Genomic DNA, 16,030 nt, shown 5'->3' with positions numbered 1-16,030 from the left:
GACCGGGCCGGCGGGGCCGGACCACGACGCGCGTCATACGAGGGCGGCGGCCTCCACGAGGGAGAGGCCGGCGCCCTCGGCGTACGCGCGCTCGTACGCCTCGGCGCCCACGACGGCACGGGCGGCCTCCGCCCCGGCCTCGAGGATCTCGCGCTCCATCGACATCACGTGGAAGACCGCGGGGCGCAGCGCGGCGGAGGCGCCGAACAGCCGGGCCGCCCTCAGGGCGTCGGCCTCGCCGCCCAGCACGGCGTAGGCGTGACCGGCGTTGAGCAGCTGCGCCGGGGCCAGCTGGGGCGCGATCAGCCGGCTGAGCGGGTCATCGGACTTCCCCAGGGCGCTGCGCAGCCGGGGCAGCGCGTCCCCCGGGCGCCCCTGGAGGGTGTCCAGCCAGGCCAGCAGCCCGTCCATCAACGCCTCGAAGACGACGATGGCCCGCTCCCCGAAGTCCTCGGCCAGCGCCTCGAAGATCTCCCGGGCCTCCGCCGGGCGCCCGTTGCGGCCGAGGAGGCAGCCGAGCTGGACCTGGACGAAGGCGGCCACGTCCGGGCTGATCCGCTGCGCGTCGGCGAGCGCCTCGCGGTAGATCTCCTCGGCCTGGGCCGGCCCGAGGGCGCCGTCCTCGGCCAGCACCGTGGCCAGGCGCGCCCGCAGCATCGGCACCTGGCCGGCGGAGCCCAGCTCGAGGACCCGGTCGACGGCCTCGCGGTAGTCGTCGGCGGCGGCCGCGAACCTGCCGTGCTTCTCCAGGGTCTCGCCGCGGCCGGCCAGCGCCTCGGCCACGCCCCAGGAGTCGCCGAGGCCGCGGAAGAGCTCCAGGCCCTCGTCGGCGTCCGCGATGGCCTGTCCGGTCCGGTCGGGGCTGTCGTTGAGCACCTTGGCGCGCAGCTGGAGCATGTTGGCGAGCTCCCAGCGGTAGCCGAGTCGGCGGCAGCGTTCCACGGCGTCGTCGAGGACCGTGTACATGTCGTCGGCGGCGCCGGTCATCAGGATCGCGTAGTACCACATCATGCCCGGCACCCGGCAGTTCTGCGGCTGTCCGTCGCCGTAGGCGGTGACGATGCCGCGCAGCAGCCGCTGCATCTCGGGGTCGCCGATCTCGCGCATGTTGGCGTCCACGTTGGAGATCGCGATCAGCCGTACGCCCCGGCGTGCCTCCTCCAGCAGGTCGGGCGGCAGCGGCGGGGGCACCTCCGTGCAGGTGCCGTGGAGCGGCGGGGCGGGCGTCACGGGCTCGGCGAAGGGGTCCGGGCCGAGCGCGGCGGCGGCCTCCGCCCAGTGCCGGGCGTCGGCGCGGTGGTCACGCAGCTGCCAGAACCAGCCCAGGGACAGCACCAGGCACAGTGCCTCCTGCTCGTCGCGCGCGGCCAGGGCGCGGCGCAGCGCGGAGCGGAGGTTGTCGTGCTCGAGCTCGAGCCGCTCCAGCCAGTCGCGTTGCTCGGGGCCGCGCAGCAAGGGGTCGGCGGTACGGGCCAGTTCGCGGAAGGCGACGAGGTGGAGCCGTTCCACCGCGGCCCGCTCGCCGGCCTCGTCCAGCCGCTCGCCGGCGTACTCCCCGACGGTCTCCAGCAGCCGGTAGCGCATGTGGCCGTCGGCGGCAGGGGCGGCGACCACGAGCGACTTGTCGACGAGCGAGCCGAGCAGGACGGGCACGTCCCGGGCGTCGACGGCCGTGCCGTCGGCGCACACCTCCTCGGCGAGGGCGAGGTCGCATCCGCCGGAGAAGACGGACAGGCGGCGCAGCACGGCGCGTTCGGGCTCGTCCAGCAGGTCCCAGGACCAGTCGACCACGGCTCTCAGCGTCTGCTGACGGGGCAGGACGGTACGGCTGCCGGACGTCAGGAGCCGGAAGCGGTCGTCGAGGCGGTCGGCGAGCCCGCGCGGGGTGAGGAGCCGCAGCCGGGCGGCGGCGAGCTCGATGGCGAGCGGCAGCCCGTCCAGCCGGCGGCAGATCTCGGCGCACGCGGCGGGGTCGTCCTCCACCCGGAAGCCGGGCCGGGCGGCGGCGCCCCGGTCGGCGAGCAGCCGCAGGGCCACGGGGTCGGGCAGCGGCTCGACGGGCCGCACCAGCTCGCCGGGCACGGCGAGGGGTTCCCGGCTGGTGGCGAGGACGGCGACGCCGGGGCAGTGGGCGAGGAGCGTCTCGGCGAGCAGGGCGGCCGCGTCGACGACGTGCTCGCAGTTGTCCAGCACGAGCAGCATCCGGCGGCGCGCGCAGTGCTCCGCGAGCCGCCCGAGCGGGTCGAGGGCGGTGGCGTCGGTGGCCGCGCGCAGCCCCTCGGCGGTCGTGCCGCGCACCACGGTCTCGCGCGCCCCGAGCGCGGTCAGCACCGCCTCGGGCACGGTCTCCGGATCGTCGACGGGCGCGAGCTCGGCGAACCACACCCCGTCGGGCCACCGCTCCCCCGCCATGGCGGCGGCCTCGGCGGCCTCCTGCGACAGCCGCGTCTTGCCGGCCCCGCCGGGCCCCAGCAGCGTCACCAGCCGGTGCCGCCCGAGATCCTCCCGGATCAGCGCGAGGTCGTCCTCCCGGCCGACGAAGGAGGTCAGCCGCGCCCGGAGATTGCCACGCGGCGGGGCGGCGGGCGCGGGCGCGGCCGCGGCTGCGGGTGCGGGTGCGGGACCGCCCGCACGGGGCGCGTCCCCGTCGGCGGGCGGCGCGGCGTGATCGGCCCGGGGGCGGGCGGGCGTGGCGGCGGGCCCTGGGCCGCCCGGCCGAGGCGGGCCCGCGAGCAGTTCGGCGTGGAGGGCGCGCAGCTCGGGGCCGGGGTCGGTGCCCAGCCGGTCGGCCAGGGTGCCGGCGAGCCCGGCGTACGCGGCCAGCGCCTCCGCCGGGCGGCCGGCGTCGCGCAGGGCGCGCAGGCGCAGGGCCTGCAGGGGCTCGTCCAGGGGGTGGGCGTCGCAGAGCTCGGCGAGGGCCGGCAGGGCCGCGGCGGCGTTGCCGAGGGCGACGTCGGCCGCCAGGCGGCCGCGGCGCGCGGCGAGGTGGCGGGTGTCGCAGCGGGCCGCCGTGGCCGTGCGACCGGGCAGGTCCGCGAGGGCCGGGCCGCGCCACAGCGCGAGGGCGTCGTCGAGGAGCGCCGCCGCCTTGGCGGGGTCGGCGTCCGCCAGCGCCCGCTCGCCCTCGTCGGCGAGCCGCTCGAAGCGGTGCAGGTCGACGTGGTCGGGCTCGGCACACAGCCGGTAGCCGCCGTCGGCGGAGACCACGGTGGCGTGCCCGACGACCCGCCGCAGCCGGCCGACGAGCGCCTGCAGGGCGCCCGTGGCGTCGGCGGGCGGCTCGCCGTCCCACACCTCGTCGATCAGCGCCCGGGGGCTCACCACCCGGCCGGGGTGCAGGGCCAGCGCGGCCACCAGCGCGCGCAGGCGGGCGCCGCCGAGGGGAAGGAGGTTCCCGTCGTCGGTATGGACCTGGGTGCTGCCGAGAATGCCGTAACGCACTGCCTTATTCTCCCCCCGCGCGCATCTCGCGCTACGAAATATCGTCCCCCACCGAGTACCGTCGCCCGGTACATCCGCGCGCCCCGGGCGTTCCCGGCGGCCTCCCTCCCCCAGGAGCACTCAGACATGGCATTCGAAGCGACCCGCGGCGAGCGGCGCATCAGCCCCGTCTTCCTCGCCCTCGTCGCCATCATGGCGGTCTCCATATGGGCTGTGTGGACCGACTTCGCGGCGAACGCCGGCTTCCCGGTGTTCCTGTTCGTGACCTCGGCCTGGATCGTCTCGCTCTGCCTGCACGAGTACGCGCACGCGCGCACCGCCCTGCACGGCGGCGACATCTCCGTCGAGGCCAGGGGCTACCTCACGCTCAACCCGCTCGCCTACACCCATGCCCTGCTGAGCATCGTGCTGCCGGTGATCTTCGTGATCATGGGCGGCATCGGCCTGCCCGGCGGTGCGGTCTTCATCGAGCGCCACCGCATCCGCAGCCGCTGGAAGCACAGCCTCATCTCGGCCGCCGGCCCGCTGACCAACGTCGTCTTCGCGCTCGTGGTCTCCGCCCCGTTCTGGCTGGACGCCCTGGACGGCGTGCCGGAGAACCTCCGCTACGCCCTCGGGTTCCTGGCCCTGCTGCAGGTGACCGCGGCGATCCTGAACTTCCTGCCCGTCCCCGGCCTGGACGGCTACGGGGTGATCGAGCCCTGGCTGCCGTACGGGATCCGCCGCCAGCTCGAGCCCTTCGCCCCGTTCGGCCTGCTCGCGGTCTTCGGCTTCCTGTGGATCCCCGAGGTCAACCACGCCTTCTTCGACATGATCGACGCGGTGCTGCGCGCCCTGGGCGTGAGCGACTGGGACACCTTTTACGGTCAGCGGCTGTTCCGCTTCTGGGAGGGCAACCCCATAGAGTCGCTCAACCCGTGACGCGGCCCTGCTCCGCCGCCTTGTCGTTCTTCGCCTTGCGCACGTAGTACCAGGCGATGTTCGACGAGACGCCGAGCAGCAGGATCCAGACGATGCCCAGCCAGCTGCCCCGGGCGAACGAGACGACGGCCGCCGCGATCGCGAGGGCGCACACGGCGAGGGCGTAGAGGGCGAGGCGGGGCATGGGGGCGGCTCCTGTCCGGGGACGCATGTGCGTACGATCCCGGTCATTGTCCCCCATGCCCCGGACGGCTCAGACGTCGGTGACGCGCAGCCCCGCGTGCGCCTTGTGGCGGCGGTTCACGGAGATCAGGTTGGCGACCAGCGACTCCACCTGGTGGGCGTTGCGCAGCCGGCCCGCGAAGACGCCGCGCATGCCGGGGATGCGGCCGGCCAGCGCCTGCACGATGTCGGTGTCGGCCCGCTTCTCGCCGAGCACCATCACATCGGTGTCGATCTCCTCGATCTCCGGGTCGGAGAGCAGCACGGCGGACAGGTGGTGGAAGGCGGCGGTCACCCGCGAGTCGGGCAGCAGCGCGGCGGCCTGCTGCGCGGCGCTGCCCTCCTCCGGCTTGAGGGCGTAGGCGCCCTGCTTGTCGAAGCCGAGCGGGTTGACGCAGTCGACGACGAGCTTGCCGGCGAGCTCCTCGCGCAGCGCCTCGAGGGCCTTGGCGTGGCCGTCCCACGGCACGGCGACGATCACGATGTCGCTGCGGCGCGCGCACTCGGCGTTGTCCAGGCCCTCGATGCCCAGGCCCAGCTCCCCGGCCGCGGCCGCGGCCCGCTCGGCGGCCCGCGATCCGATGATCACCTTCTGGCCGGCCTTGGCCAGCCGGTAGGCCAGGCCGCGGCCCTGGTCGCCGGTGCCGCCGAGCACGCCGACCACCAGGCCGGAAACATCGGGAAGGTCCCAAGGATCCTTGGCCGGGGCCTTCTTCACGTCCTTCACGTCATCAGAAGTAGTCATGACGGCGATACTGTCACGCCGCTTTCCCCCTGGACGGCCCGGTGCGCGGGGGCCCGGCCGGCCCCCGCGCCCGAACGGGTGAGGCGCCCGGCAACTCCGCTTCGCCGTGCGGCGGTTGGGGCAGGATGCGGCGCATGGACGCCGTACGGGTCGCGCTGCTGCGCGAGGCACTCGCCGGGACCGAGTGGCTGCGGGCCGCCCGCGGCTTCGCGGGGACGCTGCGGACGTCGGTCGGCGCCCACGGCGGGGGGCTGCTGCTGGTGGGAACCGCGGAGTACGAACCCTGGCACCTGGCCGCCCACCTGGACGACGAGGCCGCCTGGGCCGGGCTCCCGGAGCTGTGCCCCACGCTCGTGCGCCACCGGGTGCCGGCCGGCGCGCCCGCGCACCTGTCGGTCGGGCTGGGCCGGCTGGAGGCGGCCCGGCGCGGGGAGACGCTGCTGGTGGTGGCGCCGGAGCGACCCGGGGACGGGCTGCTGGAGCGGGTGCACGACGCCCGGCGCTGCGGGGCGACGGTGCTGGCCCTCGACGGCTGCGACGACGCGCGCCACGGCGACCTCCGCACCCTCGCGCACGAGGCGCTGGCCGTGCCGGCCTCGGCGGAGCTCGACCTGGAGACCGTCCAGCACCTGGTCAGCGCCGCGGCCGGGGAGAACGCCCCGCCCGCCCCGCGCGGCCGCGGCTTCCGCGACCGCCTGGCCCACCTCGCCGACCGGCTCACCGCGCCGCCGCCCGACCGCTGGTGACGCCCCGGCGGCCGGCCGGCCCCGCCTGACCGAAAGAAATGGTTTTGCCGGAGCCGTTCCCCGCCCGCACCATGGTGCCCCGTGACCGAGCACCATCCCCCTCCCCCCAGTCCCCCTTCCACCGGCCGGCTGCGCGCCCTGCTGCCCGACCTGACCCCCTGGCACGCGTCGGCCGACTTCCGCCGCATGTGGCTGGCGGGGCTGGTGACGGTCTTCGGCAGCTTCCTGACCTTCATCGCGGTCCCGCTGCAGCTGAAGGACCTCACCGGCTCGGCCCTCGCGGTGGGCGCGGTCGGCGCGGTCGAACTCGTCCCGCTGATCGTCTTCGGTCTCTACGGCGGCGCGCTCGCCGACGCCATGGACCGCCGCAAGCTGATCCTGTGGACCGAGGCCGGGCTCGGCGTCCTGAGCGCGATGCTGCTGCTCAACACCCTGCTGCCGCACCCGATGATCTGGCCCCTGTACGTGGTGGCCGCGCTGGTCAGCGCCCTGACCGGCCTGCAGCGCCCGGCGCTGCAGGCGATCGTGCCGAGGATCGTCGCGCACGACCAGCTGCCCGCCGCCATCGCCCTGAACTCGATGCGCTGGCAGGCCGGCGCCATCGCCGGCCCCTCGGCCGCGGGCGTGATCATCGCCTTCTCGGGGCTGAGCTGCGCGTACGCCCTGGACGTGGCCTCGTACGCCGTCTCCGTGCTCCTCACCCTCCGGCTCGCCCCCTCCCCCGCCTCGCACGACGCCGACAAGCCCTCGCTGCGCGGCATCCTGGAGGGCGCCCGCTACGCGTGGAGCCGCAAGGAGCTGCTGGGCACGTACGCGATCGACATGGCGGCGATGTTCTTCGCCTTCCCCACCGCGATCTTCCCGTTCCTCGCCGACGACCTGGACGCGCGGTGGGCGCTGGGCCTGATGTACGCGGCCGGCGCGGTGGGCTCGCTGGGGGTGAGCCTGACCAGCGGCTGGGTCTCGCGGGTGAACCGGCACGGCCGGATGGTGGTCTACGCGGCCGCGGGCTGGGGCCTGGCCATGGCGGTGGCGGGCTGGATGCACAACATCTGGCTGGTGCTGCTGTTCCTGGCCGCGGCCGGCGCCTGCGACACGGTGAGCGGCCTGTTCCGCTCGGCCATCTGGGACCAGACGATCCCCGACGAGCTGCGCGGCCGGCTGGCGGGCATCGAGCTGCTGTCGTACTCCGTGGGCCCGCAGCTGGGCCAGGTCCGCGCGGGCGGCATGGCCGCGCTGACCAACGTCCGCACCTCGGTGTGGGCCGGCGGCCTGGCCTGCGTGGCATCGGTGGGGCTGCTGGCGGCGTCGCTGCCGAAGCTGATGTCCTACGACCAGCGGACGGACGAACACGCGGTGCGGATGCGCGAGCGCAAGGCCGCCGCCGGGCAGGACTCGGTGACCGAGGCGGCGTAGGGCGGTCCGGGCACCGGCCGCAGGCCGGGCACCGTCGCGGCGGGGCCACTCGCTCCGCCGCGACGGCGAGCCTCAGTCCCCCTTGGGCTCGCCCTCGGCCTCGTCCTTCCAGCGCGGGTCCTCGCGCCACTCCTCGTTCCGCTCGCGCGCCCGCTCCATCGCGTGCGACGCCTCCTCCCGCGTCCCGTACGGGCCCATGCGGTCGGCGGCGCGGCACTCCGGCCCCTCCTCGACCGTGGCGTGCTTGAGGCAGTAGTACCACTCGCCCGCCTTGCCGGCCGTGCCCCGCTTGAACAGTGCCATCGGGTCTCCTCCTGTGTGTGCTCTCGCCCACATGGTCCCCGATGGGCCCTGGCTACACTCGCTGACATGTCTGGCCAGTCGCTTCTTGTCCCGGGGACGCTCTCCCCCATCCGTTCCGTCCCCGCCTCGATCCCGCGGCCCGAGTACGTGGGCAAGGACGCGCCCACCCCGTACACCGGCCCCGAGGTCCAGAGCGCCGAGACGATCGAGAAGATGCGGATCGCCGGCGGCATCGCCGCGCGGGCGATGGAGGAGGCGGCCAAGCACATCGCGCCGGGCGTCACCACGGACGAGCTGGACCGGGTCGCGCACGAGTACATGTGCGACCACGGCGCGTACCCCTCCACGCTCGGCTACCGCGGCTTCCCCAAGTCGCTGTGCGCGTCGGTCAACGAGGTCATCTGCCACGGCATCCCGGACTCCACCGTCCTGCGCGACGGCGACATCGTGAACCTCGACGTGACGGCCTTCATCGGCGGCGTGCACGGCGACAACAACGCCACCTACCTCTGCGGCGACGTCGACGAGGAGTCGCGCCTGCTCGTCGAGCGGACCCGCGAGGCGCTCGCGCGGGCCATCAAGGCGGTCAAGCCCGGCCGCCGCGTCAACATCATCGGCCGGGTCATCGAGTCGTACGCCAAGCGCTTCGGCTACGGCGTCGTGCGTGACTTCACGGGCCACGGCATCAACTCGTCCTTCCACTCGGGCCTGATCGTCCCCCACTACGACAGCCCCCACCACGACACGCTCATCCAGCCCGGCATGACCTTCACGATCGAGCCGATGCTGACGCTGGGGACGTACGAGTACGACATGTGGGAGGACGGCTGGACGGTCGTCACCAAGGACCGCAAGCGCACGGCCCAGTTCGAGCACACGCTCGTGGTGACGGACACGGGTGCGGAGATCCTGACGCTTCCGTAGAGTTTTTACCGACAGCATGTCGGGAAGCGATTGACTTAGGTAAGCCTAAGTGGAGAGGATGGGTGGAGACGGCGCGCCCCGGCGCATCCGTTTCCGCCTGTTCCCTCCGTCCCTTCCCGTCCCCTCGGTCACCGGAGGCCCTCCTTGGACGCGCCCGCCCCGACCCCGTTCTCCACGCTGATCCGCACCGCCTCCCACGAGCAGCACACGGAGGCCGAGAACTCGTCGTTCATGAGCGACATGCTCGGTGGCCGGCTCGGGCTCGCCGCCTACCGCCGCTACACCGAGCAGCTCTGGTTCGTCTACCAGGCCCTGGAGGCCGGGTCCGAGGCCCTGTCCGCCGACCCCGTCGCCGGTCCGTTCATACGGCCCGAGCTGGCCCGCGCCGCGCAGCTCGAGCGGGACCTGGCCCACCTGGGCGGCCCCGGGTGGCGTAGGGGCCTGGAGCCGCTGCCCGCCACGGCGGCGTACGCGGCCCGCATCGAGGAGTGCGCCCGCGACTGGCCGGCCGGCTATGTGGCCCACCACTACACCCGCTACCTGGGCGACCTCTCCGGCGGCCAGATCATCCGCGGCACCGCCGAGAAGACCTGGGGCTTCGAGCGCAAGGGCGACGGCGTGCGCTTCTACGTCTTCGAGGCCATCGGCAACCCCGCCGCCTTCAAGCGCGAGTACCGCGAGCTGCTGGACGCGCTGCCGGTGGACGACCTGGAGAAGCAGCGCGTGATCGAGGAGTGCCGGCGGGCGTTCGCGCTGAACACCGCCGTCTTCCAGGCGCTGGGCCGGGAGTTCCCGCTGAGCGCCTGAGCCGCCCGACCGCTCCGCACGACCTGGAGAAGCCCGCGCCCGCCGGTGACCGTACCGGCGGGCGCGGGTGTTCGTGGGGGCGGAAGGAATCAGCCCTGGGCGTCGCGACGGCGGCGCGTGGCGTAGACGGCGCCGCTGCCCGCGAGCAGCATCGCGCCGGCCGCGCCGAGGAGCGGGCCGGTCGGGGTGCTCGAGCCGGTCTGCGCGAGCGAACCCGTGTCGGTGGTGGAGGCGGTGCCGCCGGTGGTGGAACCGCCGGTGGTCGAGCCACCGGTCGTGGAACCGCCGGTCGAACCGCCGGTCGTGGAGCCGCCGGTGGTGGCGGTGTCGGAACCGGACGCCTCGCAGGCGACGCCGTCGCCGTCGGTGTCGAGCTTGGCCGTGTAGCCGGGCTCGCCCTTGCGCAGCGGCGTCTTGCCCGCGGCCGACGCGGCCTCGCAGTTCTCGAACTCGGTGCCCTCGGGCAGCTTGGCGTTCGCGTCGAGCGCCACGGCCAGCGTCACCGGGTCGAGGGTCTCGCCCTTGGTGTAGTAGCCGGCGAAGGCCTTGGCGCCCTCCTCGGTCAGCGTCGCGGGGACGCCGGCCAGCGCGACGACGCCGTCCTTGGCCTTGAGCGAGCCCGCGGTGAGCTTCAGGGCCGCCAGCGGCACGTCTTCCGTGACGGTACCGCTGGAGATGACGTCGGCGGTCAGGATGCCGGCGGCACCGGTCGCCTTGACCTTGATGTCGCTGAGCTTCAGGTCGAGCTTGCCGGAGTGCGCCGTGAAGCGGACGCTTCCGTTGAACGCCGCCTCGACCGAGCCGCTCGAGGCGTCGAACTTGCCGTGGCCCTTGGGGAAGCGGAAGCCGGCGCTCTTCTGCTGGGCGCCGTCGCCGAGCTCGATCTTGCCCTTCTGCTTCTCGATGTACGCGCGGAAGGACTGCTTCACGCCCCAGTCGAGGTTGCCGTCGAGGACGGTGCCGGGGGCGGGCTTCTCCTTGGGCTCCTCGGGCTCGGGCTTCGGCTTCTCCTTGGGCTCCTCCGGCTCCGGCTTGGGCTTCGGGGGAGCCACCTTCACCGCGAGGGTGGCCGGGTCGATGGCGTCGCCCTCGGCGTAGGGGGACGAGCCGTTGGACGCGAACACCTCCGCGCCGACCTTGGTGAGCTTCGCGGGTATCTTCGTGTAGGTGACCGCGCCGTCGGCCCCGCCGCTCATCCGGCCCGCCTTGACGTCCAGCGAGGCGATGACGACGTCCTGCTCGGTCTTGCCGCCGCGCGTGACGTCGGCGGTGATGCTGCCCTTCTGTCCCTTGGCGGCGGCGTCGGTGACGACCTTGATGTCGGAGAACTTGAGGTCGAGCTGGTAGTGCTCCTTCTCGGGGTGCGCCAGGAAGCGCACGCTGCCCTTGAAGGTGGTGGTCAGCGCGTGCGTCGAGGGGTCGTACGTGCCCTTGCCCCCGGCGAAGGTGAAGGCACCGTTCTTCTTTGCCTGCCGGGCGTCGTCGCCCAGCTCGATCTTGCCCTTGGACCGGACGACGTACTTCCGGAAGCTCTCCTTCACCCCCCAGCTCAGCGAGCCGTCCGCGATCTCCATCTGCGGCGGCTGCTGCCCCTCGACCTTCTGACCTTCGGCCTTCTGACCTTCGGCCTGCTTCCCGTCGGTCGTCTTCCCGTCGGTCCTCTGCCCTTCGGCCTTCGCCGGGGCGCCCGCAGCGTGCGCGGGCACGGTCAGCGCGGTGGCACCCAGAGCGGTCGCCGTGGCCAGCGCGGCGAGTGCGGCGCGGCGTGCGGTGGCGGTCATCGTCTGTTCTCTCCTAGAGGGACATGAGATACGTGAATCAAGCCGTGCGGCCCCATGACATCAGGGAGCCGGAGGCCGGGGAAGGTCCGGGGCGGCCGCGGCCGGTGCGTGGTGCGCCACACCCGACGGAGCGTCAGGTTCCGTTCGAGGTCCGCCGCTTCCGCGTCACCACCAGATACGCGGCACCCGCCGCCACCAGCGCTCCCGCGCCGACGGCGACCGGAAGCACGGGAAAGGAGGACGAGGCGCTCCGCGCGCCCGCCCGCTCCCCGTCCCGCGCGGCGGCCGGCGGCGAGGCCGCGGCTGCCTTCGGCTCCGCCGTGGGCGCGGTGCCCAGGTCCGGCAGGGCGGGCAGCCGTGCCGAGGCCTCGAGGGGGACGGCGAGGGAGACGGGGTCCATCTCCGCGCCCTCCTGGTACAGGCCGCCGAACGCCTTGGCGCCCTCGGCCGTGAGCTTCGCCGGGGCCTCGGCGACGGCGGCGAGGCCGTCCTTCTCCTTGAGGCCGGAGGCGTCGAAGGTGACGAGCTGAACGCCTTTCTCCGTGCCGCCGCCCTTCGTCACGTCCGCCGAGAGGGTGCCCTTGCCGTCCTTCGCCGCCACCGCCACCCGGCCGAGCGCCAGGTCGAGGTCCTTGCCGGTGAAGCGCAGGGTGCCCGCGAAGGCGGCGTCGAGCGTGCCGGACGCGGCGTCGTAGGAGCCCTTGCCGTCCGGGAAGCGGAAGAGCGCGCCGCCGTCCTGGGCGCCGTCGCCGAGCTTCCAGGAGCCCCGGGCGATGGCTCCCGTGACGTACTCCCGGAAGGTCCGGCGCACGCCCCAGTCGACGGCCGCACCGGTGAACTCGCCCTTGGACTTCCCCTTCTTCTCGGGCGAGCCCTCCCCCGGCGAGCCGGAGGGGCTCGCGCCCGGTGACGCCTGCGCACCGGCCACGACGTCGGCGGACAGGCTCACCCGGTCCAGGGCGGTGCCCTCGGTGTAGTAGCCGGCGAACGCCTTGGCGCCCTGCGCGGTGAGGGTGGCCGGGACGTTCGCGAGGGTGACGGACGCGCCGCCGCCCCGCAGGTCGATGCCCGTCAGATCGAGCGAGGCGAACGGGACGTGGGAGGCGGTGGTGACCTCGCCCGTGCCCTTGGCCTTGCTGCTCACGTCGGCGTAGAGGGTGCCGCTGCCGCCGGAGAGGCGGACGCTGGGCCGGTCGACGGTGAGGTCGAGCTCGTGGGAGCCGTCGGGCTTGCGGTGCCCGGTGAAGCGCACGCCGCCCGAGAAGCCCGCCTCGAAGGAGCCGCTGCCGGGCCGGTAGACGCCCTTGGCGGAGTGGAAGCGGAACCGGCTGTCGCCGACCGTGGCCGCCCCGCCCCGCAGGGTCCAGCCGCCGTGTGCGACGGGCCCGGTGACGTAGCTCTGGAAGGAGGACTTGATGCCCCAGTCCAGCCGCCCGCCCGACACCTCGCGCTCGTCGGCCGCGTGGGCGGCGGGCGCGGGCGCCCATGCCGCCAGCACAGCCGCGAGCAGCGCGACCACGGGCGCGCGGGCAGGTCTGGACGGCGGCATGGAAGGCCCCTTTCACACATAGCAATTTAGGTAAGGCTAACCTAAGCTACATCCGGAGTCGTTCGCTATGGAAAGGCGGGAAAGTGTCCCAACGCCAGTCGGTGGGCGGGCCGATGGGCCTCCCACGCCCGTTCGGCGCCCTCGTGGCCCTGCTGGCCCTGGCCGCCGTCCTCACCGGCTGCGGCACGTCCGGCACCTCGTCCGGCACGCCGGAAGGCGCCGCGAAGGGACAGCGGGCGGCGGCCGACCGCGTCGAACCGCTGTCCGGGACGCCGGAGTCACGACTCCCCGTCACCGTGCGGTCCGCCGACGGCCATGACGTCACCGTCACCGCCACTGATCGCATCGTCCCACTCACCGGCTCGCTGTCCGAGGTGGTTTTCGGCCTCGGTCTGGGCGGCAAGGTCGTCGCCCGCGACATCACCGCCACCTTCGAGCAGGCACGCGAACTGCCGGTCGTCACGCGCGCGCACGACGTCTCGGCCGAGAGCGTGCTCTCGCTGAAGCCCACGCTCGTCCTGGCCGAGACCACCACCGGCCCCGCCGAGGCCGTCGCCCAGATCCGGGCGGCCGGCATCCCGCTCGTCGTCCTCGAGCCGGCGAAGAAGCTGGCCGACGTCGGCACCCGCATCGAGAAGGTGGCCGCGGCGCTCGGCGTCCCCACTGCCGGGGACCGGCTGCGCGAGCGCACCGAACAGCGCCTCGACGCCGCGAAGAAGGGCATCCCCGCGGGCGGCGCCGGGAAGAAGCCGCGCGTGGCCTTCCTCTACCTGCGCGGCTCGGCCTCCGTCTACCTCATGGGCGGGGCGGGCTCGGGGGCCGACTCGCTCGTCGAGGCCGCGGGCGGCGTGGACGCGGGCAAGGAGTCCGGCCTGAAGAAGGACTTCACCCCCCTCACGAGCGAGGCACTGGCCAAGGCCGCGCCGGACGTGATCCTCGTGATGAGCAAGGGGCTGGAGTCGGTCGGCGGCGTGGACGGCCTGCTGAAGATTCCCGGCGTCGGCCAGACCCCGGCCGGCCTCGACCGCCGCATCGCCTCCGTCGACGACGGCGTCCTGCTGAACTTCGGGCCGCGCACCGACGCCGTGCTGAAGTCCCTCGTCGAGCAGATCCACAAGGGCGGCCGCTGAATGGGCCTTTCGCCGGAGTCCGCTCCTCCCGCCACCACCACCGCCGCCACCGCCGTCCGGCGCGAGGACGCCGCCGTGTCCCCGGCCGGCGCCGGCCCCGCGAGGGCAGGACGCCGCCGCACCGGCGTCCTCCTCGCCCTGGGCATGGCCGCCGCCCTCGGCGCCCTCTGCCTGCTGTCCGCCGGTCTCGGCGCGTACGACATCCCCGTCGGCGACGTGCTGGGCTCGCTCCTGCACCGCGCCGGCCTCGGCGGCGCCGCGCTCGACCGGGTCGGCGAGAGCGTGCTGTGGAACGTACGGCTGCCCCGCCTGGCGCTGGCGCTGCTGGTCGGGGCGTCCCTGGGGTGCGCGGGGGCGCTGATGCAGGGGGTGTTCGGCAACCCGCTGGCCGAGCCCGGCGTCATCGGCGTCTCGTCGGGCGCGGCGGTCGGCGCGGTCGCCTCGATCGCGCTGGGGCTCGGCTTCCTCGGCAACTGGACCGTGACGGCCTGCGCGTTCGCGGGCGGGCTGGTGACCGTCCTGCTCGTCTACGCGCTCTCGCGCTCGGGCGGCCGTACGGAGGTGGTGACGCTCATCCTCACCGGCATCGCGGTGAACGCCTTCGCCGGCGCGCTCATCGGACTGTGCGTCTTCCTCGCCGACAACGCGCAGATCACGCAGATCACCTTCTGGCAGCTGGGCTCGCTCGCGCAGGCCACCTGGCCGAAGGTGCTCGCGGTGCTCCCGTGCGCCCTGGCCGGGCTGGCCGTCGCCCCCTGGTACGCCCGGAAGCTGGACCTCCTGGCCCTCGGCGAACGGCCGGCGCGCCACCTGGGCGTGGACGTCGAGCGGCTCCGGCTCGTCCTGGTGCTGGTGGTGGCCCTGCTGACGGCGGCCGCGGTGGCCGTGGCCGGAATCATCACGTTCGTGGGCCTGTTGGTGCCGCACCTGCTGCGCATGGCGGCGGGTCCGGGGCACCGCTTCCTCGTACCGGGCAGCGCCCTGGGCGGCGCGCTCGTCCTGGTCGCCGCCGACCTGGCGGCCCGCACGGCCGCCCAGCCGGCGGAACTCCCGCTGGGCGTACTGACCGCCCTCTTCGGCAGCCCGTTCTTCTTCTGGCTGTTGCGCAGGACGCGGCGCAGGCAAGGGGGATGGGCGTGATGCGCTCGTTCTTCGCTCGCCGGGCCCGGCGTCTTCCCTCCCCCGCTCCCCTCGGCTCCGTACGGGCCGAGGCCCGTGCCCTGCGGGTGGGGCTCGGCGGCCGGAACGTGCTGGACGGGGTCGACCTGAGCGTCGCCGCAGGCGAGGTCGTGGCGCTCGTCGGGCCGAACGGCGCCGGGAAGTCCACGCTCCTGGCCGCGCTGGCCCGCGATCTGACCGCCGCCTCGGGCGAGGTGCGGATCGACGGCGCGCCCGCCGATGCGTGGAGCGCCGGCGAACTGGCCCTGCGCCGGGCGGTGCTGCCGCAGTCGGCCGAGCTGTCGTTCCCCTTCACCGCCGGGGAGGTCGTGCGGATGGGCCGCGCGCCCTGGGCGGGGACGGCCGCCGAGGACGAGGACGACGCGGCGGTCGAGGCGGCGATGGCCGCCACGGAGGTGGCCGGATTCGCCTCCCGTCCGTTCGCCGCGCTCTCCGGCGGCGAGCGGGCCCGGGTCGCGCTGGCCCGCGTCCTCGCGCAGCGCGCCCCGCTGCTGCTGCTCGACGAGCCGACGGCCGCGCTGGACCTGCGGCATCAGGAGCTCGTCCTGCGCGTGTGCCGCGAACGGGCCGCCGCCGGGGACGCGGTGGTGGTCGTGCTGCACGATCTGGGCCTGGCCGGGGCGTACGCCGATCGCGTCGCCGTTCTGCACGAAGGGCGCGTCGTGGCGGACGGTCCGCCCGCCGAGGTCTATCTGCCCGAATTGCTCGGAAGGGTCTATGGACAGCCCGTCGATGTATTTGATCATCCGCACAGCGGAGAGCCATTGGTGATCCCGAGACGGGCGGGACGAGATTTTGCTCCGTGAGAGCAGAATCACTCACCGAACGGGGAACAGGGTAGGCAAGGCTCAGATAAGTTAGGGCGG

14 protein-coding genes are annotated in these 16,030 nt (G+C 74.2%); 8 read left to right on the top strand and 6 right to left on the bottom strand.

What is annotated here, in order from left to right; genetic code table 11:
* Positions 1 to 33: 33 nt before the first annotated feature.
* Complete coding sequence (locus tag IE295_RS24710; RefSeq protein ID WP_190065941.1) at positions 34 to 3,441, bottom strand: AfsR/SARP family transcriptional regulator; 3,408 nt, start codon at positions 3,439 to 3,441, stop codon at positions 34 to 36.
* A 126-nt stretch (positions 3,442 to 3,567) separates the two neighbouring features.
* On the opposite strand from IE295_RS24710, the gene IE295_RS24705 reads away from it, so the two are divergent.
* The gene (locus IE295_RS24705; protein ID WP_190065940.1) at positions 3,568 to 4,362 is read left to right on the top strand and encodes a site-2 protease family protein; all 795 of its coding nucleotides are present in this window, start codon (positions 3,568 to 3,570) and stop codon (positions 4,360 to 4,362) included.
* Here the strand turns inward: IE295_RS24705 and IE295_RS24700 are convergent.
* Together IE295_RS24700 and npdG are read right to left on the bottom strand one after the other, a co-directional pair.
* Complete coding sequence (locus IE295_RS24700) at positions 4,352 to 4,546, bottom strand: hypothetical protein (protein ID WP_190065939.1); 195 nt, start codon at positions 4,544 to 4,546, stop codon at positions 4,352 to 4,354. The two genes, IE295_RS24705 and IE295_RS24700, sit on opposite strands and share 11 nt — an antisense overlap.
* Positions 4,547 to 4,615: 69 nt before the next feature.
* Positions 4,616 to 5,329: an NADPH-dependent F420 reductase gene (gene npdG / locus IE295_RS24695; RefSeq protein WP_190065938.1), complete on the bottom strand. Its 714-nt coding sequence runs from the start codon at positions 5,327 to 5,329 to the stop codon at positions 4,616 to 4,618.
* A gap of 134 nt (positions 5,330 to 5,463) precedes the next feature.
* On the opposite strand from npdG, the gene IE295_RS24690 reads away from it, so the two are divergent.
* Together IE295_RS24690 and IE295_RS24685 are read left to right on the top strand one after the other, a co-directional pair.
* Positions 5,464 to 6,075, top strand: a complete 612-nt coding sequence (locus IE295_RS24690) for a hypothetical protein (RefSeq protein ID WP_190065937.1) — start codon at positions 5,464 to 5,466, stop codon at positions 6,073 to 6,075.
* A gap of 81 nt (positions 6,076 to 6,156) precedes the next feature.
* Entirely contained in the window at positions 6,157 to 7,491 is a 1,335-nt protein-coding gene (locus IE295_RS24685; RefSeq protein WP_224322877.1) for an MFS transporter, read from the top strand.
* Positions 7,492 to 7,563: 72 nt separating this feature from the next.
* Here the strand turns inward: IE295_RS24685 and IE295_RS24680 are convergent, their stop codons facing one another.
* Complete coding sequence (locus IE295_RS24680) at positions 7,564 to 7,794, bottom strand: hypothetical protein (RefSeq protein ID WP_190065936.1); 231 nt, start codon at positions 7,792 to 7,794, stop codon at positions 7,564 to 7,566.
* A 66-nt stretch (positions 7,795 to 7,860) separates the two neighbouring features.
* On the opposite strand from IE295_RS24680, the gene map reads away from it, so the two are divergent.
* Both map and IE295_RS24670 read left to right on the top strand, forming a co-directional pair.
* Positions 7,861 to 8,718, top strand: coding sequence for a type I methionyl aminopeptidase (gene map, locus IE295_RS24675; protein ID WP_190065935.1), 858 nt, complete (start codon positions 7,861 to 7,863; stop codon positions 8,716 to 8,718).
* Between the two features lie 144 nt (positions 8,719 to 8,862).
* On the top strand, positions 8,863 to 9,525 hold the full coding sequence (locus IE295_RS24670) for a biliverdin-producing heme oxygenase (protein ID WP_190065934.1): 663 nt from the start codon (positions 8,863 to 8,865) through the stop codon (positions 9,523 to 9,525).
* Positions 9,526 to 9,614: 89 nt separating this feature from the next.
* Here IE295_RS24670 and IE295_RS24665 read toward each other — a convergent pair whose 3' ends face one another.
* Positions 9,615 to 11,306, bottom strand: a complete 1,692-nt coding sequence (locus IE295_RS24665; protein ID WP_190065933.1) for an HtaA domain-containing protein — start codon at positions 11,304 to 11,306, stop codon at positions 9,615 to 9,617.
* 133 nt (positions 11,307 to 11,439) lie between these two features.
* Positions 11,440 to 12,855, bottom strand: coding sequence for an HtaA domain-containing protein (locus IE295_RS24660; protein ID WP_190065932.1), 1,416 nt, complete (start codon positions 12,853 to 12,855; stop codon positions 11,440 to 11,442).
* A 113-nt stretch (positions 12,856 to 12,968) separates the two neighbouring features.
* Between IE295_RS24660 and IE295_RS24655 the strand changes: the two genes are divergently transcribed.
* From IE295_RS24655 to IE295_RS24645, 3 genes are read left to right on the top strand one after another with little or no spacing between them, the layout of a single operon-like run.
* Positions 12,969 to 13,985 (top strand): heme/hemin ABC transporter substrate-binding protein, encoded by a 1,017-nt coding sequence (locus IE295_RS24655; RefSeq protein ID WP_190066016.1) that lies wholly within the window; start codon positions 12,969 to 12,971, stop codon positions 13,983 to 13,985.
* The gene (locus tag IE295_RS24650; RefSeq protein WP_190065931.1) at positions 13,986 to 15,125 is read left to right on the top strand and encodes a FecCD family ABC transporter permease; all 1,140 of its coding nucleotides are present in this window, start codon (positions 13,986 to 13,988) and stop codon (positions 15,123 to 15,125) included.
* Positions 15,116 to 15,970: a heme ABC transporter ATP-binding protein gene (locus IE295_RS24645; RefSeq protein WP_190065930.1), complete on the top strand. Its 855-nt coding sequence runs from the start codon at positions 15,116 to 15,118 to the stop codon at positions 15,968 to 15,970. Before IE295_RS24650 ends, IE295_RS24645 begins: the two co-directional genes overlap by 10 nt.
* The last annotated feature ends 60 nt before the right edge of the window (positions 15,971 to 16,030 follow it).

The sequence above is a fragment of the Streptomyces griseocarneus genome (genome assembly GCF_014655595.1).
Classification (GTDB): Bacteria; Actinomycetota; Actinomycetes; order Streptomycetales; family Streptomycetaceae; genus Streptomyces; species Streptomyces griseocarneus.
Note: the sequence above shows the minus strand (reverse complement) of the source record. Positions and strands in the feature narration are given on the sequence as shown.

Bases quoted from the DNA above. Each gene is read 5' to 3' on its own strand.
- IE295_RS24705 (WP_190065940.1), top strand. From the start codon at position 3,568: ATGGCATTCGAAGCGACCCGCGGCGAGCGGCGCATCAGCCCCGTCTTC.
- IE295_RS24700 (WP_190065939.1), bottom strand. From the start codon at position 4,546: ATGCCCCGCCTCGCCCTCTACGCCCTCGCCGTGTGCGCCCTCGCGATC.
- npdG (WP_190065938.1), bottom strand. From the start codon at position 5,329: ATGACTACTTCTGATGACGTGAAGGACGTGAAGAAGGCCCCGGCCAAG.
- IE295_RS24690 (WP_190065937.1), top strand. From the start codon at position 5,464: ATGGACGCCGTACGGGTCGCGCTGCTGCGCGAGGCACTCGCCGGGACC.
- IE295_RS24680 (WP_190065936.1), bottom strand. From the start codon at position 7,794: ATGGCACTGTTCAAGCGGGGCACGGCCGGCAAGGCGGGCGAGTGGTAC.
- map (WP_190065935.1), top strand. From the start codon at position 7,861: ATGTCTGGCCAGTCGCTTCTTGTCCCGGGGACGCTCTCCCCCATCCGT.
- IE295_RS24665 (WP_190065933.1), bottom strand. From the start codon at position 11,306: ATGACCGCCACCGCACGCCGCGCCGCACTCGCCGCGCTGGCCACGGCG.
- IE295_RS24660 (WP_190065932.1), bottom strand. From the start codon at position 12,855: ATGCCGCCGTCCAGACCTGCCCGCGCGCCCGTGGTCGCGCTGCTCGCG.
- IE295_RS24655 (WP_190066016.1), top strand. From the start codon at position 12,969: ATGGGCCTCCCACGCCCGTTCGGCGCCCTCGTGGCCCTGCTGGCCCTG.
- IE295_RS24650 (WP_190065931.1), top strand. From the start codon at position 13,986: ATGGGCCTTTCGCCGGAGTCCGCTCCTCCCGCCACCACCACCGCCGCC.
- IE295_RS24645 (WP_190065930.1), top strand. From the start codon at position 15,116: ATGGGCGTGATGCGCTCGTTCTTCGCTCGCCGGGCCCGGCGTCTTCCC.